Genomic DNA, 23,300 nt, shown 5'->3' with positions numbered 1-23,300 from the left:
CCGACTGTCAGACGGATGCTGTCAGTCATAGCGCGCCTCCGCCCACCAGAGGTGGTGCTCGAGCGCGAGCAGCCACGCGGTGCCCTCCGCGTCGACCACCTGCATGCGGTCGACCCGGCGGGCGGAGGCGGCGTCCCACCACCGTTCGGCCATCGGCCAGGGCCCGGCCCAGGCCGCGACGGGGCGCAGGTCTCGGTGGGAGACCGATGCGGCGAACCGCGCGGGCTCGCCGAGCAGCTCCCCGCTGTCGTCGATGTCGACCACCGCGCCGTCGTGGGTGACCAGAAGGATCTGCCTCCGCACCTCGAACACCGTCGTCGGAAGGGGTGGAGGCAGACTGCCCGGCCATGGGGGCTTCTCGCCCTGCTCCGCCGTCGACGACCCGCTCCCCGCACGACTCCTGGAGCGACGCGCGCTCCCGCTCGCGACGCTCGTCGAGCGTCGCGGCGCGAGGCTGTCTCCCCAGGGCACCAGTTTCTGCCGCTCCCGGGGTGAACGGCCATCGCCGATGGTCGCCGTGAGAACCCCCTCGTGCCCCACGATGCTCTGCACGCGGGAGAGCCCGTGATGGATGCGCTCCTCCGAACCGGAGCCCCACAGACCGGTCTCATGGGCCGAGCTGTCGTCGACAGTCTCGGCCACCAGCCGCACCCGGTTCACCGGTGCCGAGAGCACGCTCTCGATCGTGCTGCCGCCCTGCAGCTGCCACCGCACGCGGTCGACGACATCGGCGGCGCTGAACCAGCGCGGGTGCAGCCAACTGCGCTCGCGGGTCTCTCCACGTTCGGTCTCGAGCTGCACCACCAGCTCGGTGCAGACCAGACGTGCCGCGGCGAGCTCGTCGACGAAACGATCGGCCTCCGCCCTGATGCTGAAGGTGATCTGGTCGATGCGTTCGAGCGGCGGCTCGAACAGGCTCACGCTCTCCCTCACCTCGGGTGGCACCCGCGGAACCACGAGACGCGGATCGGCGCCCCCCGCCTTGGCGTGGGCCCGCGCCCCCGGCTCGCCGAAGCGCGCCCGCACGTCGTCGGCGGGGAGGGCGGCGAAGTCGCCCAGGGTGCGGATGCCGAGCCGCCAGAGCAGCAGCTGCAGCTCTTCTTCGTGCAGGGCGTGCAGCGGCAGCCCGGCGAGGAAGCGGGGCGAGGCGCCCTCGGGCACGATGCGGATGAGGTCGACCCCGGGCAGGCGGGCCGCCTGCTCGGCGGCGAACAGCCCGTCGGCGACGCCCACCCGGGCGTCGGTGACACCCAGCTCGGCGAAGCGTTCGAGGAACGCCAGTGCTGCAGGATGCTCGCCACCGTAGAAGCGTCGCGGCCCGCGCGCCCTCAGGGCGCAGCTGCCCGCCCTCATCACCTGCACCTGAGGGCTCATGTCTTCGAGCGCGGCGATGAACGGCTCGAACGCCCGGTTGATCTGCACCGGGTCGAGCGGGAGGTCGCGCAGCCCCGTGCACCGGGACTGGGCCTCCCGCAGCCGCAGCCCCCGGCGCACCCCCTCGCTCCTCGCCGACTCTGAGCAGGCGTAGACGAGCCCTTTGTCGATGACGGCGATGCGCTCGTCGATCGGGAGACCGTGTGCGGCGGCCGTGGCCACGACGGGCCAGTCGGGGCACCACACCACCATCGTTCTGAACCCGTTCATCCCGCGAGCTCCTCCACGGCGCGGGGCCACCGCCGCGCGCGCTCGTCTCCCGCACGGCGGGTCTCGCGCGGTTCGGGCGCGACCTCGCCGGGCACGCCGTGCACCGACCGGAACAGCTCCTCGCCGTCGGGGAGCCACAACCGGCCGCGCCGGGGCCGACCCGTGCGCGCGGTGACGGTGACCATCGCCTGGCGCGCGGCGAGATAGCCGTGCCCCGCGCCGATGCCCGACCAGCTGCTCTCGCTGAGCCGCAGCACGGCCTCGCTCTGCGGCCAACTGCCCAGCACGACGAGCACGCACTCGCGCTGCCTGATGCGCGCCTGGAGCCGTGACACCGTCGCGTCGGAGACCCGCCCCGGCACCCGGGTGACCACCACCCCCACCACGTCGGCCATCGCGGCCGTGGCGGCCAGCCACTCCTCTCCCGGATCGGGCACGAGCGCGAGCCGCTCGAGGTCGATGCCGAAGCGCGAGGCCGCCTCGATGCCGAAGTCGGGCATACCGACCACACCGCACCACAGACCGTCGGCCGAGGGGCCCGCCATGAGCGCCATGACGAGGGCCGTCGACTGCTCGACGGAATAGGCGGCGCCGACGCGGAGCGACCCTCCCGGGAGGAGCCCGGCGAGGGCGGGGTGCGTGCGCACGGCCCTGGTGTCGAGCCGGGTGCTCTGCATATCCCGGATGCGCGACTGCAGCCGAGCGATCTCCTCGCCCGCCGTGGCGGGGGAGGAGAGAGCGAGTGCTGCGTCGGCCATGCCCTCATATTCGAACATATGTTCGAGGAAGTCAATTGCGGTCGAAGCCCTGTGGAAAGCTCTCCACAGGCTGCCATCGACCACTGACACGATGTCGGTGCGGTGTCGTAGGGTCGGTCACATGAGCAGCCCCGCCGAACGCCCCCAGACCGAGATCGACCGCATCGCCGAGCGCTGGGTCGACACCCTCGTCGACCTCCAGCCGGTGATCGGCACCTACATCGGGCGCACCGAGGCGAACGACCGCTACGGCGACCTCTCGCCCGAGGGGCACGAGCGGGAGGTCGCCGCCGTCTCCTCCACCCTCGCCGAGCTGGCACGGGCCGAGGCCGTCGACGCCGTCGACGAGGTCACCAAGACCGACCTCTCCGCTGAGCTGCGACTCACCATGGCGAGCTCCGACGCCCGGCTTCACCTGCGCGACCTCAACGTCATCGACTCGCCCAGCCAGCACATCCGCGAGGTCTTCGACCTCATGCCCACCGGCACGGTCGACGACTGGGCCGTCGTGGCCAGGCGGCTGGGCGCGGTGGAGGAGGCGGTCGACGGCTACATCGTCACGCTGCGGGAGGGCATGCGCAAGGGCGTCACCCCGGCCAGGCGCCAGGTCGCCGAGGTGCTCGCCCAGGTGCGCAAGAACTCCGGCCCCGACAACTTCTTCAGCACCCTCGTCGCCGGGGCCGCCCCCACCGAGGGCGAGCTGCCCGCGTCGCTCAGAGCCGATCTCGAGCGCGCGGCGGGCACCGCCTCGGAGTCGTACTCCAAGCTCGCCCAGTTCCTCGAGAACGAGCTCGCGCCCGCCGCCACCCTCGACGACGCCGTCGGCCGCGAGCTCTACGCCCTGCAGTCGCGGCGCTTCCTCGGCGCCACCATCGACCTCGACGAGACCTACGAGTGGGGCATCGAGGAGCTCGGCCGCATGGTGCGCGAGCAGGAGGCGATCGCCGAGGAGATCCTCCCCGGCGCCTCCGTGGCCGAGGCCATCGCCCACCTCGACGGCGACCAGAGCCGCAAGCTCCACGGCACCGCGGCCCTCAAGGCCTGGATGCAGGAGACCAGCGACCGCGCCGTGGCCGAGCTCGGGGCCACCCACTTCGACATCCCCGCCGAGATCCGCACCCTCGAGTGCATGATCGCCCCCACCACCGAGGGCGGCATCTACTACACCGGCCCCACCGACGACTTCTCGCGCCCCGGCCGCATGTGGTGGTCGGTTCCCGAGGGCGTCACCGAGTTCGACACCTGGCGCGAGCTCACCACCGTCTACCACGAGGGCGTTCCCGGCCATCACCTGCAGATCGGCCAGGCCGTCTACAACCGGGCGACGCTCAACACCTGGCGGCGCCAGCTCGCCGGCACCAGCGGCCACGCCGAGGGCTGGGCGCTCTACGCCGAACGCCTCATGGAGGAGCTCGGGTACCTCGACGACCCCGCCGACCGTCTCGGCATGCTCGACGGCCAGCGCATGCGCGCTGCCCGCGTGGTGCTCGACATCGGCGTGCACCTCGGCAAGCCGCGCCTCGACGGCTCCGGGGTGTGGGATGCGGAGTACGCTCTCGCCTTCATGCGCCAGAACGTGAATATGGACGACGCCTTCATCCGTTTCGAGGTGAACCGCTACCTCGGCTGGCCCGGTCAGGCCCCCAGCTACAAGGTCGGCCAGCGCATCTGGGAGCAGATCCGCGACGAGACCCGCGCCCGCGACAAGGAGGCCTTCTCCTCGAAGGAGTTCCACCGCCGCGCCCTCGACCTCGGTGGCGTCGGCCTCGACACCCTCCGCTCCACCCTCCTGGCCTGACTCACCCACATCCCGGCGTCCGATCCCGCTCCCCACCCGCCTCCGCTAGCGTCGACTCATGGCTCCCGCACCTCGATCACCGTACGAGCTCACCGTCGGATCGGCGCTCGACGACCTGCACCCCGTGCTGCGACGGTACGTGTCCGCCGTTCCCGAGGGGCAGCGCGGCTACGGCAACGGCGTGTTCGAGGTGGTGGGCAGCCCGCGTCGCTGGCTGCGCCCCGCCCTCAGGATGCTCGCGGCCCAGAACATCGTCTTCCCGGTCTGGGAGAAGAATGTGCCCTTCACCGTCGTGAACGCGCCGCTCGTCGACCGCGACGGGCGCACCGCCGTTCTCGCCGTGCGGCGCTTCCACCTCGGCTCGGGTCCCGCCACCATGATCGACGCCATCACCGCCGAGAACCCCGGCCCCGACGGGCTGGTCGACCACCTGGGCACCGACCGTCTGCTGCGGGTGCGCCTCTCGGCGAGGGTGGTGCGCGGGGAGCTGCATCTGCAGTCCACCAGGCTCGAGGTGCGGCTCGGCTCGCACTTCTTCAAGGTGCCTGCCCTCCTCGCTCCCCAGGTGACCGTGGTCGACCGCTACGACGACACCGCCGACGGCGGCGAGGGGGCGCAGCGCGTGACCGTGCGGGTCGACGCCCCCGTCCTCGGCCGCCTCTACGAGTACACCGGCACCTTCCACTACGAGCTCCGACCCGAGACGAGAGCGGCGCAGAACACCGAAGACGCAACGGATGCTCGCAACCTGACCGACGGACCGCACGCGTGAACGCACCCCGCCCTGGCCCCCGCCGCGTCGTGCTCGCCGGCGCCTCGGGCTTCATCGGCACCCGCATCGCGGCCGCCTACCGCGACGAGGGAGCGGAGGTCGCGCTCCTCGGCCGCGACGGTCCCGACGCCCGCTGGGGCGATCCCCGGGCCTTCGCCGGCCTCGTCGACGGTGCCGACCTGCTCATCAATATGGCGGGCAAGAGCGTCGACTGCCGGTACTCCGCGGCGAACCGTGCCGAGATCTTCCGCTCGCGCCTCGACACCACCCGTGCCCTGCACCAGGCGGTGGCGCAGGCGGAGAACCCGCCCCGCCTCTGGGTGAACGCCTCCACCGCCACCATCTACCGCCATGCCGACGACCGCCCGATGACAGAGTCGGAGGGTGAGATCGGCGAGGGCTTCTCGGTGAACGTGGCCACCAGCTGGGAGGAGGAGTTCTTCCGCGGCAGTCTCCCCGGCACCCGGCGGGTGGCGTTGCGCATGGCGATCGTGCTCGGCGACGGCAGCGCGCTCGCGCCGATCCGCACCCTCGCCCGCTTCGGCCTCGGCGGCCCCCAGTTCGACGGCCGCTGGCTGGCCACGCGCGAGCGCCTCGCGGCCGGCACCTACCACCGCTACCGGCCGCGCTCGCGCGGCGGTCGGCAGCGCTTCAGCTGGATCCACCTCGACGACGTGATCGGCATCATCCGTTTCCTCGACGATCACCCCGAACTCGAGGGCCCGGTGAACGCCGCCGCGCCGAACCCCACCGACAACCGCACCTTCATGGCCTCGGTGCGACGAGCGGTCGGCGCCCGCTTCGGCCTCCCCACCTGGCGCTGGATGCTCGAGCTCGGCTCGGCGGTCATCCGCACCGAGACCGAACTGGTGCTGAAGAGCCGCTGGGTCGTGCCCGAACGCCTCCAGTCCGCGGGCTACACCTTCCTCCACCCCCACCACGACGAGGCCCTCGCGGCGATCATCGGCAGTCCGTCACGGTCGGGAACCCGTGGCTCGAGGTAAGGCTGGTGCGCCCAGCGCCTGCGCGCAAGAATGATGCATCCGGGGAGGGGAAGGCGATGACGACGGCACAGACAACCCACGACCCAGATCGGTTCGTCTGCGAGGAACGGGTCGTCGCAGAACTTGCGGCCGACCGGGGGGTCATTCTCGTGGGTGAACGCGGTTCGGGGCGCACACACCTGATGCGACGGGTCATCCAGCGACTCGACGACAAGACGCGGCGGCGGCTCTGGGTCGGAGACGATGTCGACCGGTTGATGCCCGCTCAGGCAGAGAAGCTCGTCGAGGCAGTCAAAGCCGGATCGGTTCTGCCACTCCTGGCGGCGCGGACTCGCACCGTCTATCCGGTGGTCGACGAACTCCGGCGCGCGGGCGCCGTGACCAGGGTCGAACTCCCGGCTCTCGACGGGGCTGCAACACTTCAGGTGGCGGAAAGGTTCGTCGGTGGGGTCATCGACGATTCCGCGGTACCAGCATTCGTTCCGCAACGCGGCGGCGGAGACCTCGTCATACTCAGGGAGGCGCTGCGTGAGGCACGCTCCTCGGGAGCGCTCGTCTCCGACGGCGACGGCTGGCGGCTGGCCCAGGGCATGCCTCGGTATGAGGAACTCCGTGCAGTCATCATGCAGCGGAGTGCCATCATCGCCATGGGCACAGATGTGGAGCAGACGCTCGATCTCATCTGCCTCGCTCCCGGGCTCGGCGTCGACCGGCTGCGGAGCAGTTCCGCCGCCGTGTCCGACGGGGAGCCTGTCTCTGCTCACTTTCTCGAACAGCTCGAGTCCGAGGGCGTGATCGAGGTACGAGACGATGACGGTGAGCTCCGACTGAGAATGCGCGATCCGGTGGTCGAGCTGCTCCTTCCTCAGACTCTTGGCCGGCTGCGTCACCGACGTCTGTGCGAGGCCCTCGTCGACACCTTGGCGGTACAGCCCTCCGAGGCGCTCGGATCGGTCGAACTCGTCACGCTCGCGAGGCTGTCGTTGGTGATGGGACGGCCCGTGGATCCGGTTGCGCTCACGGCAGCAGCGGAACTGGCCCTCCGAACGTCCCGAACGGAATTGGCCCACGGACTCGCCTCCCTGGCCCTTGCCCACGGCGCCGGGAGCGCCGCCGAGTTGATTCTGACGTCTGCCGAGTCGCAACTCGGTCGCTGGACCGATGCGTTGGCGCGGGTGCAGGCACTCGAGATCGACGAGTTGGAGGTGTCTCAACTGCGCGCCCGGGAGGAGCTGTTCCGTTTGATCTCCGATCGCCTCGACGGCGCGAACCCGCATTGGGGCCTCGTCGAGAAGACCGATAGCCAAGCGTCCGAGCAGAACCCGGTGTCGCCCGTGCAGCTGAACACCATGGCCTTGTCGGACGAAGCATCGTCCGCGCCTGCCCGGCCTGCAGGCGTGGCGGAAGCAGCTGCAGTGCTGGAGGGGGAAAGGCTCGCGATCTCCGCCGCCATGGCGACACTGCGAGGCCAGCTGACGACGGCGCTGTCCCTTGCCGACGAGGCGGAACAGGTGTTGCTCTCCGCCAACGCGGATCCGTTCCGAGCACGTTTCGAGCGCATCTTCGCGAGCGCCTACGATCTGCCGCTGGACACGACGATCTCGCGCGCCACTGCTCTCGCCGCTGAAGCGGGGGCACGTGGACACGGGGGCCAACAATCGCTGGCCGAGTGGATGGCGGGAATCGTCACCTTCTCGTCCGGACGCTCGGCGGCCGCGGTCGTGCTGCTGCGTCGCGCCCTGACCGAGCTGGCCAGACACGGGCATGTGGAGACGGGTCTCCTGGCTAGAGCCGGTCTGTGCATGGCACTCGCCGCCGCAGGCCGGCCCGACGAGGCTGCTGCTACGCTCGCGCCACTGGAGCTCGTGTCTCAGGGCCAACCCTTCCTCGAGGGCTGGACGAAACAAGCTCAGGCGTGGATCGAAGCGTCGTCGGGAAGACGCGAGGCGGCCGCAACGATGTTTCGCGCGGCGGCAGAGGCCCATCGTGAAGACGGGCTGTTCCTGTCGAGCATCGTCGCGTCGGTGGAGGCAGTGCGGGCCGGGGCGGGTGCGGAAGCACTCGAAGGTGTCGACACCCTCGCACCCCTCGTGGAGGGCCGTTGCATCGACGTGGCACTTCAGTTCGCGCGCGCCATGGCAGCTCTGCTCGAACCCGGTGTCGACACGTCCGACCCCGATGGAGTCGCACGGGCTCTCGCTCTCGAGTCCGCTGGCGAAGCATCGGCCACGATCGGGCTTCATGCCTACGCCGCCGAAGCGTACTCTCGCGCATCCCGGCTGCATGCAGCCGCTGCTCGCTCCCGGGATGCGTCGTCGGCCGCCCGCCGTGCAGATGAGGCCATCCGTCTGTGCGACACGCCGGCCCAGCTCTTCCTCTCCGAAGTCGTCACCAGCCCCTTGTCGTCGAGGGAACTCGAAGTCGCACGGCTCGCCTCGACCGGGATGTCCAACAGGGAAGTGGCAGATGTGCTCGTGCTGTCCATCCGTACTGTCGAGACACACATGCTGCGGATCTTCCGCAAACTCGGCATCCGGAGTCGCAGCGAGCTGTCGTCGTCGTTGACCGCGGCGACGGGAGCGCCGGCTCCGCTCGCCGAGGCCGGAATAGGGAGGTGCACGACGACGTTGCACCACACCGAGCACAAAAGCTAGACTTGAGCGTCACTTCTGTGACTTCCATCCGCCCGCCTGTCGCGGAAAAACCAGAAAGATCATCGCGCCAGGCCCGAACCATGTCCATAACGGAGCACCCACTACATGACAATCGCAACGACCGACAAGGCAACCAAGCAGGTCGCCATCAATGACATCGGATCTGCTGAAGACTTCCTCGCCGCGGTCGAAAAGACTCTGAAATTCTTCAACGACGGAGACCTCATCGAAGGCACCGTGGTGAAGATCGACCGCGACGAGGTCCTCCTCGACGTCGGTTACAAGACGGAGGGCGTCATCCCTTCGCGTGAGCTTTCCATCAAGCACGACGTCGACCCGAGCGAAGTTGTTCAGGTCGGCGACAGTGTCGAGGCCCTCGTTCTCCAGAAGGAGGACAAGGAAGGCCGTCTCATCCTGTCGAAGAAGCGCGCCCAGTACGAGCGCGCCTGGGGCGACGTCGAGAAGATCAAGGACGCCGACGGCGTGGTGACCGGTTCGGTCATCGAGGTCGTCAAGGGTGGCCTCATCGTCGACATCGGCCTCCGCGGCTTCCTCCCGGCCTCGCTCATCGAGCTCCGCCGCGTTCGCGACCTCACCCCGTACCTGGGCCAGGAGATCGAGGCGAAGATCCTCGAGCTCGACAAGAACCGCAACAACGTGGTCCTGTCGCGCCGCGCTCTGCTCGAGCAGACCCAGTCGGAGAGCCGCACCACCTTCCTCAACAACCTCCAGAAGGGGCAGGTCCGCAAGGGCGTCGTCTCGTCGATCGTCAACTTCGGTGCGTTCGTCGACCTGGGCGGCGTCGACGGTCTCGTCCACGTCTCCGAGCTCTCCTGGAAGCACATCGAGCACGCCTCCGAGGTCGTCGAGGTGGGCCAGGAGGTCACCGTCGAGATCCTCGAGGTCGACCTCGACCGCGAGCGCGTGTCGCTCTCGCTCAAGGCCACCCAGGAAGACCCGTGGCAGGTGTTCGCCCGTACCCACGCCATCGGCCAGGTCGCACCCGGAAAGGTCACCAAGCTGGTGCCGTTCGGTGCGTTCGTGCGCGTCGCCGAGGGCATCGAGGGTCTGGTGCACATCTCCGAGCTCTCGGGCAAGCACGTCGAGCTGGCCGAGCAGGTCGTCTCGGTGGGCGACGAGGTGTTCGTCAAGGTCATCGACATCGACCTCGAGCGTCGCCGCATCTCGCTGAGCCTCAAGCAGGCCAACGAGGGCGTCGACCCCGAGGGCACCGAGTTCGACCCCGCCCTCTACGGCATGCTCACCGAGTACGACGAGCAGGGCAACTACAAGTTCCCGGAGGGCTTCGACCCCGAGACGAACGAGTGGAAAGAGGGCTTCGACGCTCAGCGCGAGAAGTGGGAGCAGGAGTACGCCGAGGCCCAGGCTCGCTGGGAGGCCCACAAGAAGCAGGTCGCGGCGTCCAACGCCGAGGCCCTGGCGAGCGACATCCCCTCGGGTTCCTCCTCGTTCTCGAGCGAGTCGACCGGCGCCGGCACCCTCGCCGACGACGAGACCCTCGCCGCTCTGCGCGAGAAGCTCAGCTCGAACAACTGAGTCGCGGAGCGTCAGCTCCCGCATCAGCACCACGGATGGCCGTCCCCTCGGGGGCGGCCATCCGCCGTTTCCGGCGACGGAGCCTCGACAGCACCCCAGTAGCATGAGACCGTGAACGTCATCGGCCTCACCGGGGGCATCGCCGCCGGCAAATCGACAGTGGCGAAGCGGTTCGCCGACCACGGCGCCATCGTCATCGACGCCGACAAGCTCGCCCGCGAGGCGGTGGAGCCCGGCACCCCGGGTCTCGCGGCGATCGCCGACCGGTTCGGCGCATCCGTCATCGCCGCCGACGGCACCCTCGACCGCGCGGCGCTCGGCGCCATCGTCTTCTCCGACGACGCCGCACGACTCGACCTCAACGGCATCACCCACCCCGCCGTCGCGCAGCTGCTGAAGGAGCGCCTCGCCGAGATCGCGGAGCGCGACCCGGATGCGGTGGTCGTCTACGACGTCCCCCTCCTCGCCGAGACGGGCGGCCGCCGCGACGGCCAGTTCGGCCTCATCGTGGTCGTCGAGGCCCCCGCCGAACAACGCATCGCCCGCCTCGTCGAGCTGCGAGGCATGTCACCCGAGGAAGCCGCGCGCCGGGTGGGGTCGCAGGCCTCCGATGCCGATCGGCGCGCGCTCGCCGACATCGTGATCGACTCCGGCGGGACGCTCGCCGAGACGCTGCAACAGGTCGACGAGGCCTGGCCGACCCTGCTCGCGCACGCGACGAAGGGCTGACCCGTGCCGACCATCGACCTCAACGCCGACCTCGGCGAGTCGTACGGCGCCTGGACGCTCGGCGACGACGAGGCCATGCTCGACGTCGTCTCGAGCGCGAACGTCGCCTGCGGCTTCCACGCTGGAGACCCGACGGGGCTGCTCGCCACCCTCCGCCTCGCCGCGGCCCGACGGGTCGTCGTGGGGGCGCAGGTGTCGTACCCCGACCTGCGCGGCTTCGGCCGGCGCGACCTCGACCTCCCCGCCGACGACCTCTTCGCCGACGTCGTCTACCAGATCGGCGCCCTGCAGGGGCTCGCCGCCTCCGCAGGAACCCGCGTCTCCTACGTCAAACCGCACGGCGCGCTCTACAACCGCATCGTCCACGACGAGCTCCAGGCGGGAGCCGTCGTCGACGCCCTCGTGAGCCTCGACCCCTCGCTCGCGCTCGTCGGCCTGCCCGACTCCGAGGTGTCACGCCAGGCCGAGGCCGAGGGCCTCCGTTTCGTGCCGGAAGCCTTCGCCGACCGCGCCTACCGCTCCGACGGCACGCTCGTCTCACGCCGCGAGCCGGGTGCCGTGCTGCACGACCCCGCCGAGATCGCCGAGCGGATGCGCAGGCTCGCCCTCGAAGGCGTCGTCACCTCCATCGACGGCCACGACATCGCCCTCAGTGCCGAGACCATCTGCGTGCACGGCGACACCCCCGGTGCCGTCGCCATCGCCCGCACCGTGCGCGCCGGCCTCGAGGAATCGGGGCTCACGATCGGCTCCTTCGTGGCGTGATGGGCGCACTCGCGGGCCCTGACGTGCGGCGGGTGGGGGAGTCGGCACTGCTCGTCGAGTTCGCCGACTCCGTGCAGACGCTGCAGGGGTATCGGATGCTGCGGGCCTCGTCGGGAGAGGAACTCGCGCGTCTCGGCGTGGTCGAGCTGGTTCCCGCGGCGCGGACCGTTCTCGTGGTGATCGACTCAAGGCAGGTCGGCCTCAACGCCACGGAGGCCTGGGTGAGGTCGACGATCACCGCACCACCGTCCATTTCCACCGCGACGATAGCGGCCGACGCCGACGCCCGCCGACCGCACGACGATGCGGTGGAGCTCGCCGTGCACTACGACGGCCCCGACCTCGGAGCGGTCGCCGAGCTCCTCGACGTCTCCGTCGACGAAGTCATCGACCTCCACACCGGGGGCGCGTGGACGTCGGCGTTCATCGGCTTCGCCCCGGGATTCGCGTACCTCACCGCATCCGACTCCCGTCTCGACGTGCCGCGCCGCAGCACACCGCGCGCCGCCGTGCCCGCCGGGTCGGTCGCCCTCGCCGCGGGCTACTGCGGCGTCTACCCGGGGCGATCGCCAGGCGGCTGGCAGATCATCGGCCACACGGATGCGGCCCTGTGGAATCCGGATGCCGCTCAGCCCGCGCTTCTCGCGCCGGGCACGACCGTGAGATTCTTCCGTGCGGAGTGAGGCGGCGCTCGAGGTGCTGGCCACCGGCCCGCTCGCGCTCGTGCAGGATCGCGGTCGGCCCGGCCACGCCCACCTCGGCGTCACGGGGTCGGGCGCGGCGGATCGAGCGGCGGCCGCGGCGGCGAACCGGCTCGTCGGAAATCGGTCCGACGCCGCCGTGATCGAGACGACGTTCGGCGATCTCAGCATCAGGGTGACGAGAACCGCCCTCCTCGCCACGGCCGGCGCTGCGGGGCTGGTGCTCGTCGAGCCGGTCCCGACGGCAGCGACGGCTGGAGGTCGCCCACGCGTGCCGGTGCAGCATCCGGTCGGGTGGTCGTTCACGGCGTTCGCGGGCGACGTGGTCACGGTGCTGCCGCCGGAGCGGGGCCTCCGCAGCTATCTCGCGGTGCGCGGCGGGGTCGCCGTCGAACGCGTGCTCGGAAGCCGATCGGCGGATGTGCTGAGCGGCCTCGGCCCGGCACCACTCGCAGCGGGGGACAGGCTGCCGCTCGGCGACGAGTACGGCGCCTGGCCGGCTGCCGAGTTCATTCCGCCCGTCCTCGTGCGGGACGGCCCGTCGAGCACGCCCCTGCGGATCGCCCGTGGGCCGCGTGACGACTGGTTCGGTGACGAGGGGTGGCGATGTCTGCTCGAGCAGCCGTGGACCGTCGGGGCGGAGTCGAATCGCGTCGGGGTGCGGCTCGCCGGTGGGCGTCCGATCGAACGGCTGCCCCGGTGGCGCGACGTCGAGCTGGCGAGCGAGGGGATGGTCGCGGGTGCGGTGCAGGTGCCGCCGGGAGGTGAGCTCGTCGTGTTCGGTCGCGATCATCCGGTGACCGGAGGGTACCCCGTCATCGGCGTGATCGACGAGCCGTCGCTCGACCTGATCGCCCAGCTCAGACCGGGCGATCAGGTGCGGTTCGGCGATCAGCCGAAGAGCATCGCCGCCTCTTTGTACCGGCGCTGAGGCACGGTCTTGAGGCGGCCGAGCGCCTCCTCGAAGCCGACGGTGACGATGTCGGTGCCGCGCAGCGCGACCATCTGGCCCCACTCCTTCGCCTCGACGATGTCGCTCGCGGCCATGCCGAGTCGCGTCGCGAGCACCCGGTCGTAGGCGGTGGGAACGCCGCCGCGCTGGATGTGGCCGAGCGTGGTGGCGCGGGTCTCGATGCCCGTCATGTCTTCGATGATGGGGGCGAGACGCTCGCCGATGCCGCCCAGGCGCGGGCGGCCGAAGGCGTCGAGGCCGCGCTCGGAGTGCGCGTCGTCTTCGTGATCGGGCTTGAAGCCCTCGGCCACCACGACGAGCGGGGCGCGGCCGCGGTCGGCGGCGCTCTTCACCCAGGCGGCGACCTGCTCCATGCTGGTCTTCTGCTCGGGGATGAGGATGGCGTGGGCGCCGGCCGCCATGCCGGAGTGCAGGGCGATCCAGCCGACGTGCCGGCCCATCACCTCGGCGACCATGCAGCGGCTGTGCGAGTCGCCGGTGGTGCGCAGGCGGTCCATCGCCTCGGTGGCGATCTCGACCGCGGTGTCGAAGCCGAAGGTGTAGTCGGTGGCGTCGAGGTCGTTGTCGACGGTCTTCGGAACACCCACGATCTTGAGCCCAGCATCCGTCAACCGCTTCGCGGCGGCGAGCGTGCCCTCACCGCCGATGGCGATGATGGCGTCGATGCCGAGGGCGTCGAGGGTCTCCTGGATGCGCTCGGGGCCGCCGTTGCCCTCGAACGGGTTGGTGCGGGAGGTGCCGAGGATGGTGCCGCCCTGCTTCGCGATGCCGCGCACGTCGCTGCGCTCGAGCGGGGAGATGTCGCCGTTCACGACGCCGCGCCAGCCGTCTTTGAAGCCGACGAACTCCTGGCCGTTGATCTCGGTGCCCTTGAGCACGGCTCCGCGGATGACCGCGTTCAGCCCGGGGCAGTCGCCGCCGGAGGTGAGGATGCCGATTCGCATGGTGATGCCTGCCTCGATGTGGTGGATGAGGTTGGGAGCCCGCGCGCTGCCGGGTGCGGGCGGGCGCTCACGCTGTGAGCGAGCACCGACGCTGGTGTCGGTGGTCCTCCCTAAACTTAATGCATGGAACCCACCCGCTCCGTGCACCCCTTCGAGGTCGTCAGTGAATACCAGCCGAGCGGCGACCAGCCGGCCGCCATCGCCGAGCTGGCGGGCCGCATCAACGCGGGTGAGACCGACGTGGTGCTGCTCGGCGCCACCGGTACGGGAAAGTCGGCGACCACGGCCTGGCTCATCGAGCAGGTGCAGCGGCCCACGCTCGTGCTCGCGCACAACAAGACCCTGGCGGCGCAGCTCGCGAACGAGTTCCGCGAGCTCATGCCGAACAACGCGGTCGAGTACTTCGTGTCGTACTACGACTACTACCAGCCCGAGGCCTACGTGCCGCAGACCGACACCTTCATCGAGAAAGACTCCTCGATCAACGCCGAGGTCGAGCGCCTGCGCCACTCCACCACGAACTCGCTGCTCTCGCGGCGCGACGTCGTCGTGGTGTCGACGGTGTCATGCATCTACGGCTTGGGAACACCCGAGCAGTACCTCAACGCGATGATGGCGCTGCAGGTGGGGCAGCGGGTCGACCGCGACTGGCTCATCCGGCGCTTCGTGTCGATGCAGTACCAGCGCAACGACGTCGACTTCTCGCGCGGCAACTTCCGGGTGCGGGGCGACACCATCGAGATCATCCCGATGTACGAAGAGCTCGCCATCCGCATCGAGATGTTCGGCGACGAGATCGAGGGCCTCTACGCGCTGCACCCGCTCACGGGCGACATCGTGAAGAAGCTCGACAGCGTGTCGGTGTTCCCGGGTTCGCACTACGTCGCCGACACGAACGTCATGCACCGGGCCATCGAGACCATCCAGACCGAACTGCACGACCGGCTCACCGAGCTGGAGCGCGAGGGCAAGCTGCTCGAGGCGCAGCGGCTCCGCATGCGCACCACCTTCGACCTCGAGATGATGCAGCAGATCGGCTTCTGCTCGGGCATCGAGAACTACTCGAGGCACATCGACGGGCGCATGCCGGGGGAGGCTCCGCACTGCCTGCTCGACTACTTCCCCGACGACTTCCTCGTCGTCATCGACGAGTCACACGTGACGGTGCCGCAGATCGGCGCGATGTACGAGGGCGACTCGTCGCGCAAGCGCACCCTGGTCGACCACGGCTTCCGTCTGCCGAGCGCGCTCGACAACCGGCCGCTGAAGTGGAACGAGTTCAAGGAGCGGGTGGGGCAGACGGTGTACCTGTCGGCCACGCCCGGTCGCTACGAGATGGGCATCGCCGACGGGGTGGTGGAGCAGATCATCCGCCCCACCGGCCTCGTCGACCCGTCGCTCATCATCAAGCCGTCGAAGGGGCAGATCGACGACCTGCTCGAGGAGATCAGGCTGCGGGCCGCGCGCGACGAGCGAGTGCTCGTCACGGCACTCACCAAGAAGATGGCGGAGGAGCTCACCGACTTCCTCACCGAGGCCGGGGTGCGGGTGCGCTACCTGCACTCCGACGTCGACACGCTGCGCCGGGTCGAGCTCCTCACCGAGCTGCGCGCCGGGGTGTACGACGTGCTGGTGGGCATCAACCTGCTTCGCGAAGGTCTCGACCTTCCCGAGGTGTCGCTGGTGGCCATCCTCGACGCCGACAAGGAGGGGTTCCTTCGCTCGTCGACCTCGCTCATCCAGACCATCGGGCGTGCCGCCCGAAACGTCTCGGGCGAGGTGCACCTCTACGCCGACAAGATGACCGACTCGATGCAGCTCGCCATCGACGAGACCGACCGTCGCCGCGAGAAGCAGATCGCCTACAACAGGGCCAACGGCATCGACCCGCAGCCGCTGCGCAAGCGCATCGCCGACATCACCGAGGCCCTCGCCCGCGAGGGCGCCGACACGGCGGCCCTCCTCAACGAGCGCTCGGGCCGGGGCAAGAAGAGCCCCACCCCCAATCTCCGCCGCGAGGGCATCGCCGCGAAGGGTGCCAACGACCTCGAGTCGATCATCGCCGACCTCAACGGTCAGATGCTCGAGGCCGCCGCCGAGCTCAAGTTCGAACTCGCCGCCCGCCTCCGCGACGAGGTCTCCGAACTCAAACGCGAACTCCGCCAGATGGAGAAGGCCGGCCACATCGCCTGAGGCTGCGGCTCGGCCGGCCGGCCTCGCGGCCTTTCGCGTCGGCAACGGTATGAGAATCTCAGGGCCGAGCCCTTGTCGAGCTCGGCCCTGAGATTCTCATACCGTTTCCCGGCGGTGCCGCCGGCCACCCGGCCGGTCTCGATCGGGCTCGCGCACCGTCGCGTAGCTGTCGGAACGACGGAGTTTCGGGCCATATCGGACGAATGACGGAGTGTCAGGGGGTCGGGGCGGTGAAACTCCGTCGATTCGCTGAGAGGGACGCGACCGGCGGCAGGGAAGGCGTGCGCCGGGGATGGTGCCGTGAGCGTAATCGGGGGGCGGTGTCGGTGGGTCGACTTAGACTTTTGGGGTGTCGATTACGAGCGTAGATTCCCTTGATTCCCTGGTGGCCGAGCCGCGTCATGGCAGCACCGGAAAGCTGAGTGTGCACGGTGCACGGGTGCACAACCTGCGCGACGTCGACATCGAGATTCCGCGCGACTCGCTGGTCGTGTTCACGGGGCTCTCGGGTTCGGGAAAGTCGAGCCTCGCGTTCGACACCATCTTCGCCGAGGGGCAGCGACGGTACGTCGAGAGCCTCTCGGCCTACGCCCGTCAGTTCCTCGGGCAGGTCGACCGGCCCGACGTCGACTTCATCGAGGGGCTGAGCCCCGCGGTGTCGATCGATCAGAAGTCGACCAACCGCAACCCGCGCTCCACCGTCGGCACCATAACCGAGATCTACGACTACATGCGTCTGCTCTGGGCCCGCATCGGCGTCGCCCACTGCCCGATCTGCGGCGAGCGGATCGCCGCGCAGACCGTTCAGCAGATCGCCGATCAGCTGATGGAGCTGGAGAGCGGCATCCGCTACCAGATCCTCAGCCCGGTGATCTCGCAGAAGAAGGGCGAGTTCGTCGACCTCTTCAAAGAGCTGAGCGCGGGCGGCTACTCGCGCGCCGTCGTCGACGGCGAGCTCGTGCAGCTCTCCGACCCGCCGAAGCTCAAGAAGCAATACAAGCACGACATCTCGGTCGTCGTCGACCGCCTCGTCGCCGGCCCCGACATCCTCGGCCGGCTCACCGACTCGCTCGAGACCGCCCTCCGCCTCACCGACGGCATCGTGCAGATCAACTACGTCGACGAGAACGGCCCCGAGGCCTGGCAGACCTTCTCCGAGAAGCTGAGCTGCCCGAACCAGCACCCCATCCAGCTCACCGAGATCGAACCCCGCACCTTCTCGTTCAACGCCCCCTTCGGCGCCTGCCCCGAGTGCTCCGGCCTCGGCACCCGCATGTCGGTCGACCCCGAGCTCCTGCTCGGCGACGAAGACCTCAGCATCAACGAGGGCGTCATCGTCCCCTGGACGACCCAGGGCAAGGGCCTCTTTCAGTACTACGAGAAGCTCCTCGACGGCCTCGCCCGCGACCTCAAGTTCTCGCTCGACACCCCGTGGAAGAAGCTGCCCACGAACGTGCAGGAGGCGATCCTCCGCGGCAACAACTTCGAGGTCAAGGTCAAGTGGAAGAACCGCTACGGCCGCGAGATGAGCTACACCTCGGGCTTCGAGGGCGTCATGCCGTACATCGAGCGCCAGTTCCTGCAGGCCGAGAGCGACTCGCAGCGCGTGCGCTGGGGCGAGTACCTCCGCGAGGTGCCGTGCCCGGTGTGCGACGGCAAGCGTCTCAAGCCCGAGGTGCTCGCGGTCACCGTCAACGACCTCAGCATCGCCGACGTGGCCGAGCTCAGCCTCGGCGACGCCCAGAGCTTCATGGGCACCCTCGTGCTCAGCGAGCGCGAGGCGATGATCGCCGCGCAGGTGCTCCGGGAGATCCGCGCGCGGCTCGACTTCCTCATCGAGGTCGGCCTCAGCTACCTCGACCTGGCCCGCTCGGCGGGTTCGCTCTCCGGCGGCGAGGCCCAGCGCATCCGTCTTGCCACCCAGATCGGCTCCGGCCTCACCGGCGTGCTCTATGTGCTCGACGAGCCCTCGATCGGCCTGCACCAGCGCGACAACCGGCGCCTCATCGAGACCCTGGTGAAGCTCAAGAACCTGGGCAACACCCTCATCGTCGTCGAGCACGACGAAGACACCATCCGCACCGCCGACTGGATCGTCGACATCGGCCCCGGCGCCGGCGTGAACGGCGGCACGGTCGTGCACTCCGGCGAGTACGACGAGCTGCTCGCGAACACCGATTCGCTCACCGGCGACTACCTCTCGGGCCGCAAGGCCATCGAGGTGCCGTCGAAGCGCCGCCCCATCGACCGCAAGCGGGTGATCTCGGTGCAGGGCGCAGAGGCCAACAACCTCAAGAGCGTGTCGGCCGACTTCCCGCTCGGCGTGCTCACCGCCGTCACCGGCGTGAGCGGCTCGGGCAAGTCGTCGCTGGTCAACGACATCCTCTACCGGGTGCTCGCCAACCAGCTCAACGGCGCCCGCAAGCTGCCCGGCAAGCACAAGCGCGTCACCGGCCTCGAGAACCTCGACAAGGTGGTGCACGTCGACCAGGCGCCCATCGGGCGCACCCCGCGCTCCAACCCGGCGACCTACACCGGAGTCTTCGACCGCATCCGCACCCTGTTCTCCGAGACCGCCGAAGCCAAGGCCCGCGGCTACCTGCCCGGCCGCTTCAGCTTCAACGTCAAGGGAGGCCGCTGCGAGGCCTGCTCGGGCGACGGCACCATCAAGATCGAGATGAACTTCCTGCCCGACGTCTACGTCGCGTGCGAGGTCTGCGGGGGAGCGCGCTACAACCGCGACACCCTCAGCGTGCACTACAAGGGCAAGAACATCGCCGAGGTGCTCGACATGCCGATCTCCGAGGCCGCCGAGTTCTTCGAGCCCATCTCGGCAATACACCGCTTCCTCAAGACCTTGGTCGAAGTGGGCCTCGGCTACGTACGCCTCGGCCAGAGCGCCACCACCCTCTCGGGCGGCGAGGCGCAGCGTGTGAAGCTCGCCACCGAGCTGCAGCGGCGCTCCAACGGCCGCAGCATCTATGTGCTCGACGAGCCCACCACCGGTCTCCACTTCGAAGACGTGCGCAAGCTCCTCCTGGTGCTCAACAGCCTCGTCGACAAGGGCAACACGGTCATCGTCATCGAGCACAACCTCGACGTCATCAAATCGGCCGACTGGCTGATCGACCTGGGCCCCGAGGGAGGCGCCGGCGGCGGCACCATCATCGGCACGGGCACCCCCGAGAAGCTCGCCACCATCGAGGCGAGCCACACGGGGCGCTTCCTGCGCGAGATCCTGCCCGCACCGAAGAAGCGCTAGACCCGACCCGAGCCGGGCCGCCGCTACCGCAGGCGCAGCGGCGTGAGCAGCCCGTCGATCTCCTCGACGGGCTGATCGCCCGACGACGCGACGCACCGCGGCAGCACCAGCGCCGCATCCGGTTCGAGCACCTCCTCGAGACGGATGCGCACCCGCACGCCCGCAGACCCGCCCGAGCCAGAATCAGCGTCACCGTCGTATTCGTAGTCGAGCTCATCGCCCGGCTCGACGAGCAGCTCCCCGAGCTGCACCTCCAGCTCGTCCTCCGCGCCCTCGGGCAGGTCGTCGACCGCGCTCGGGTCGACCCCCGACGCCCCGCCCCACGACCGCGACTCCCCGCCCAGCACCCCGACCGAGAGGAACAGCTCATCCGTCTCCTCCACCCTGAACCGGTGCGGATGCTCGTCGTCCCACTCGAACGCCAGCTGCAGCGCGAGGTGCACCCCGCCCAGATCGGTGTCGGCGGCGAACACGAGCCGGCGCCACACGGCCCCCTCCGCGGTGGCCTCCGGCGCGACCACGGTCGCCGTCACGGCCAGCCCCGTTCCGGGCGCGTGCGGATTCGCGTCAGGGAGCAGACCGCGCGCATCCGCGATCTCGACCACCGCGTCGGCCAGCACGCCCCGCAGCCCCGGCGCCGCTTCGAGCCGCTGCTCGTCGCTTCCCGGCAGCGCGCTCGCGCGCAGCAGCCCGTCGTTCTCGAACCGCTCGAGCACGGCGTGCGTCGCGGCGTCGGCATCATGTCGCTCGGCCTCGCCCGCCCCGACCGCCACGTCGAGCATGGCGACGATGCGCTCCGTCGAGCGCCCCGGGAGGAGCTCCGGCAGGGCCGCCACGCAGAGCAGCCCGAGCACCCGCTCGGCCGCGAGATCGGTCACCTCGGCCAGCGCGGCGTCGATGTAGTCGGCGACCCCCTCCGCGGTGCCGCCGCCCGCCGCGAAGCCCTGCAGCGCGGGCCGCTCGTTGGCGGGCTCGACGTCGTCGACGTCGTCCATCGCCTCGATCAGCGTCACGAGCATCCCGCCGCCCGACTCCGACGCCAGGGCGAGCACCTCGTCGCTGGCGTCGATCTCGTCGTCGCTCGCGTCCCAGCTGCCGCTCTCCACCGCGAAGTCGAGGTAGTGCTCGAGCGCGTCGAGCACCTCGGGCATGCGCGGCCAGAGGCCGTCGTCGTCTTCGACCCGGTCGAGCAGGGTCTCGAGCACCTCGGCACGGGGGCTCCGCAGCCTGCCACCGCTCACCTCGAAGAGCGTCGCGAGCATCGCCCGGATGTCGTCGCCGGATGCGTGGCCGCCGTCGTGCGCCGACCCCGTCTCGTCGAGATGGCGCTGGTACCACCGCCCGAACTGCAGCAGCGTCGCCGTGACGGCAGCGCCACCGGCACCGGCTCGCCCTGCGCCCCCGCCCGACCGACCCCCGCCCGACCGAGCCCCGCCGCCCGCCGCCCCACTCCTGCGCTTCTTCGGCATCCGGTGCCCTCTCTCGTGTCACGGCCCGCGCATCGCGAGCGCTATCGACCGTAGCCGACCTCGGTGTCGGTGCGGGATGGGAGAATCGTTGAACCATGGCAGACACCGTCAGTTACCGCCCCAAGGCCGGTGAGATCCCCACCCAGCCCGGGGTGTACCGCTTCAAAGACGCGAGTGGTCGCGTGCTCTACGTCGGCAAGGCGAAGAACCTGCGCGCGCGCCTGAGCAACTACTTCGCGCCGCTGCGGAGCCTGCACGAGCGCACCCGCCGCATGGTCACCACCGCCGCCGGTGTGGAGTGGACGGTGGTGGGCACCGACATCGAGTCGCTGCAGCTGGAGTACACCTGGATCAAGGAGTTCAACCCGCCGTTCAACGTCAAGTTCCGCGACGACAAGACCTACCCGTTCCTCGCGGTGACCCTGGGCGACGAGGCCCCCCGGGTGATGGTCACGCGCAACCACCGCATCAAGGGTGCGAAGTACTTCGGCCCCTATCCGAAGATCTGGGCGGTGCGCGACACCATCGACCTCATGATCAAGGCGTTCCCCATCCGCACCTGCTCCGACTCGAGCTACAAGCAGGCCATGCAGACCGGCCGCCCCTGCTTCCCCGGCCAGATCGGCCGCTGCGGCGGCCCCTGCTCGCAGAAGGTCACCATCGAGGAGCACCGCGCCAGGGTCGACGACTTCGTCGCCTTCCTCGAGGGCGGCGACAAGCGCTTCGTGACGGCCGCCACCAAGGGGATGCGCGAGGCGGCAGAGCGACAGGACTACGAGAGCGCGGCGATGTTCCGCGACCGGCTCCAGGCGCTCGAGGCCGTGCTCGCGAAGAGCGCGGTGGTGCTGCGAGACTCGGCCGACACCGATCTATTCGCCATCGAGCACGACGAGCTGGCCGCCAGCGTGCAGCAGTTCATCGTGCGCGGTGGGCGCATCCGCGGTGAGCGCTCGTGGACGGTCGACAAGGAGATCGACGTCGACACCGGAGAGCTCGTCGACTCGATCCTGCTGCAGGCCTACGACGACGAGGTGCCGCCGCGGGAGATCATCGTGCCGGCGCTGCCCGACGACTCCGACGAGCTCGCCGCCTGGCTCGGCGGCCGGCGCCCGAAGCAGGGCCGCGTCATCCTCCGCACCGCGCAGCGCGGCGAGAAGGCGGCGCTCATGGAGACCGCGTCGATGAACGCGAAGAACAACCTCATGCTCTACAAGACGCGTCGCTCGGCCGATTTCGTCGCCCGCTCGCAGGCGCTCACCGACATCCAGGAGGCGCTCGGCATGACCGACGCACCCCTGCGCATGGAGTGCTTCGACGTCTCGCACCTCTCGGGCACGAACATCGTGGCGTCGATGGTGGTGTTCGAAGACGGGCTCGCCCGCAAAGACCAGTACCGCCGGTTCAGCATCGCCGACTCCACCGACGACACCGAGTCGATCTACCAGGTCATCACCCGGCGCCTCGCCTACCTCAAGACCGACCCCGAACGCGAGGCGGCGGATGCTGCGGCGGCCGCCGAGCAGATCTTCAGCGACGGCGAGGGCCCGGTCGAGCCCACCAAGCGCAAGAAGTTCTCCTATCCGCCGAATCTGCTCATCGTCGACGGCGGCCAGCCACAGGTCAACGCCGCTGCTCGAGCGCTCGAGGAGTCGGGGGTGCAGGGCATCTTCCTGGCCGGCATCGCCAAGCGCCTCGAGGAGGTCTGGCTGCCCCAGAGCGACTACCCGGTCATCCTCCCGCGCGGCAGCGAGGCGCTGTTCATGATCCAGCGCATCCGTGACGAGGCCCACCGCTTCGCCATCACCCACCAGCGCTCCCGCCGCAAGCGCGACATCACGAGCGTGCTCACCGAGGTGCCCGGCCTCGGCCCCGCGCGCGTGCGCGAGCTGCTACGCCACTTCGGCTCGGTCTCCGAGCTCAAGAAGGCCGATGTCGAGGCGATCGCGGCGGTCAAGGGCATCGGCCCTCAGCTGGCCGGCACGATCCGCAGCACCCTCGCCGGGTAGCGTCGGTGGCGGCGGGTAGGCTAGAAGCCCGAACAGTCCGACAGCGCAGCTCGCCCCTCTTCGGGCGGCGC

Annotated in this window: 16 protein-coding genes; 12 read left to right on the top strand and 4 right to left on the bottom strand. The window is 69.8% G+C overall.

What is annotated here, in order from left to right; all coding sequences use genetic code 11:
- Window positions 1-21 precede the first annotated feature (21 nt).
- Complete coding sequence (locus HL652_RS07990) at window positions 22-1,644, bottom strand: DNA polymerase Y family protein (protein WP_171704843.1); 1,623 nt, start codon at window positions 1,642-1,644, stop codon at window positions 22-24.
- Window positions 1,641-2,402, bottom strand: coding sequence for a hypothetical protein (locus tag HL652_RS07985; RefSeq protein ID WP_171704842.1), 762 nt, complete (start codon window positions 2,400-2,402; stop codon window positions 1,641-1,643). The genes HL652_RS07990 and HL652_RS07985 overlap by 4 nt, the downstream gene beginning before the upstream one ends.
- A 121-nt stretch (window positions 2,403-2,523) precedes the next feature.
- Between HL652_RS07985 and HL652_RS07980 the strand changes: the two genes are divergently transcribed.
- The 9 genes from HL652_RS07980 to HL652_RS07940 all read left to right on the top strand — a co-directional run bounded on the left by HL652_RS07980 (window position 2,524) and on the right by HL652_RS07940 (window position 13,313).
- Window positions 2,524-4,200 (top strand): DUF885 domain-containing protein, encoded by a 1,677-nt coding sequence (locus HL652_RS07980; RefSeq protein WP_171704841.1) that lies wholly within the window; start codon window positions 2,524-2,526, stop codon window positions 4,198-4,200.
- A 58-nt stretch (window positions 4,201-4,258) separates the two neighbouring features.
- Window positions 4,259-4,972 carry a DUF4166 domain-containing protein gene (locus tag HL652_RS07975; protein ID WP_171704840.1) on the top strand — a complete coding sequence of 238 codons (714 nt, stop codon included), beginning with the start codon at window positions 4,259-4,261 and terminating at the stop codon, window positions 4,970-4,972.
- Window positions 4,969-5,976, top strand: a complete 1,008-nt coding sequence (locus HL652_RS07970; RefSeq protein WP_171704839.1) for an epimerase — start codon at window positions 4,969-4,971, stop codon at window positions 5,974-5,976. The genes HL652_RS07975 and HL652_RS07970 overlap by 4 nt, the downstream gene beginning before the upstream one ends.
- 56 nt (window positions 5,977-6,032) lie before the next feature.
- A complete protein-coding gene (locus HL652_RS07965) occupies window positions 6,033-8,630 on the top strand; it encodes a helix-turn-helix transcriptional regulator (protein ID WP_171704838.1) in 2,598 nt (865 codons plus the stop codon).
- 105 nt (window positions 8,631-8,735) lie between these two features.
- Window positions 8,736-10,187, top strand: a complete 1,452-nt coding sequence (rpsA, locus tag HL652_RS07960; RefSeq protein ID WP_171704837.1) for a 30S ribosomal protein S1 — start codon at window positions 8,736-8,738, stop codon at window positions 10,185-10,187.
- Window positions 10,188-10,298: 111 nt separating this feature from the next.
- Complete coding sequence (coaE, locus tag HL652_RS07955) at window positions 10,299-10,916, top strand: dephospho-CoA kinase (RefSeq protein ID WP_171704836.1); 618 nt, start codon at window positions 10,299-10,301, stop codon at window positions 10,914-10,916.
- A gap of 3 nt (window positions 10,917-10,919) precedes the next feature.
- Window positions 10,920-11,681, top strand: a complete 762-nt coding sequence (locus HL652_RS07950) for a LamB/YcsF family protein (protein WP_171704835.1) — start codon at window positions 10,920-10,922, stop codon at window positions 11,679-11,681.
- Entirely contained in the window at window positions 11,681-12,364 is a 684-nt protein-coding gene (locus tag HL652_RS07945) for a 5-oxoprolinase subunit B family protein (protein ID WP_171707243.1), read from the top strand. The genes HL652_RS07950 and HL652_RS07945 overlap by 1 nt, the downstream gene beginning before the upstream one ends.
- Complete coding sequence (locus HL652_RS07940) at window positions 12,354-13,313, top strand: 5-oxoprolinase subunit C family protein (RefSeq protein WP_171704834.1); 960 nt, start codon at window positions 12,354-12,356, stop codon at window positions 13,311-13,313. The genes HL652_RS07945 and HL652_RS07940 overlap by 11 nt, the downstream gene beginning before the upstream one ends.
- Here HL652_RS07940 and HL652_RS07935 read toward each other — a convergent pair.
- Entirely contained in the window at window positions 13,274-14,299 is a 1,026-nt protein-coding gene (locus HL652_RS07935) for a 6-phosphofructokinase (RefSeq protein ID WP_171704833.1), read from the bottom strand. The two genes, HL652_RS07940 and HL652_RS07935, sit on opposite strands and share 40 nt — an antisense overlap.
- A 123-nt stretch (window positions 14,300-14,422) precedes the next feature.
- Here HL652_RS07935 and uvrB point away from each other — a divergent pair, with 123 nt between their 5' ends.
- Together uvrB and uvrA are read left to right on the top strand one after the other, a co-directional pair.
- Window positions 14,423-16,492 carry an excinuclease ABC subunit UvrB gene (gene uvrB / locus HL652_RS07930; RefSeq protein ID WP_171704832.1) on the top strand — a complete coding sequence of 690 codons (2,070 nt, stop codon included), beginning with the start codon at window positions 14,423-14,425 and terminating at the stop codon, window positions 16,490-16,492.
- A gap of 385 nt (window positions 16,493-16,877) precedes the next feature.
- On the top strand, window positions 16,878-19,754 hold the full coding sequence (uvrA, locus tag HL652_RS07925) for an excinuclease ABC subunit UvrA (RefSeq protein WP_171707242.1): 2,877 nt from the start codon (window positions 16,878-16,880) through the stop codon (window positions 19,752-19,754).
- A gap of 23 nt (window positions 19,755-19,777) precedes the next feature.
- Here the strand turns inward: uvrA and HL652_RS07920 are convergent, their stop codons facing one another.
- Entirely contained in the window at window positions 19,778-21,223 is a 1,446-nt protein-coding gene (locus tag HL652_RS07920; protein ID WP_171704831.1) for a plasmid pRiA4b ORF-3 family protein, read from the bottom strand.
- A 95-nt stretch (window positions 21,224-21,318) separates the two neighbouring features.
- On the opposite strand from HL652_RS07920, the gene uvrC reads away from it, so the two are divergent.
- Complete coding sequence (gene uvrC, locus HL652_RS07915; protein ID WP_171704830.1) at window positions 21,319-23,229, top strand: excinuclease ABC subunit UvrC; 1,911 nt, start codon at window positions 21,319-21,321, stop codon at window positions 23,227-23,229.
- Window positions 23,230-23,300 lie beyond the last annotated feature (71 nt).

The organism is Herbiconiux sp. SALV-R1, assembly GCF_013113715.1.
Lineage (GTDB): Bacteria > Actinomycetota > Actinomycetes > Actinomycetales > Microbacteriaceae > Herbiconiux.
This window is presented reverse-complemented; position numbering and strand designations above follow the sequence as displayed.

Coding starts and splice junctions, on each gene's coding strand:
- HL652_RS07990 (WP_171704843.1), bottom strand. CDS start 1,644: ATGAACGGGTTCAGAACGATGGTGGTGTGGTGCCCCGACTGGCCCGTC.
- HL652_RS07985 (WP_171704842.1), bottom strand. CDS start 2,402: ATGGCCGACGCAGCACTCGCTCTCTCCTCCCCCGCCACGGCGGGCGAG.
- HL652_RS07980 (WP_171704841.1), top strand. CDS start 2,524: ATGAGCAGCCCCGCCGAACGCCCCCAGACCGAGATCGACCGCATCGCC.
- HL652_RS07975 (WP_171704840.1), top strand. CDS start 4,259: ATGGCTCCCGCACCTCGATCACCGTACGAGCTCACCGTCGGATCGGCG.
- HL652_RS07965 (WP_171704838.1), top strand. CDS start 6,033: ATGACGACGGCACAGACAACCCACGACCCAGATCGGTTCGTCTGCGAG.
- rpsA (WP_171704837.1), top strand. CDS start 8,736: ATGACAATCGCAACGACCGACAAGGCAACCAAGCAGGTCGCCATCAAT.
- HL652_RS07945 (WP_171707243.1), top strand. CDS start 11,681: ATGGGCGCACTCGCGGGCCCTGACGTGCGGCGGGTGGGGGAGTCGGCA.
- HL652_RS07935 (WP_171704833.1), bottom strand. CDS start 14,299: ATGCGAATCGGCATCCTCACCTCCGGCGGCGACTGCCCCGGGCTGAAC.
- uvrB (WP_171704832.1), top strand. CDS start 14,423: ATGGAACCCACCCGCTCCGTGCACCCCTTCGAGGTCGTCAGTGAATAC.
- HL652_RS07920 (WP_171704831.1), bottom strand. CDS start 21,223: ATGCCGAAGAAGCGCAGGAGTGGGGCGGCGGGCGGCGGGGCTCGGTCG.
- uvrC (WP_171704830.1), top strand. CDS start 21,319: ATGGCAGACACCGTCAGTTACCGCCCCAAGGCCGGTGAGATCCCCACC.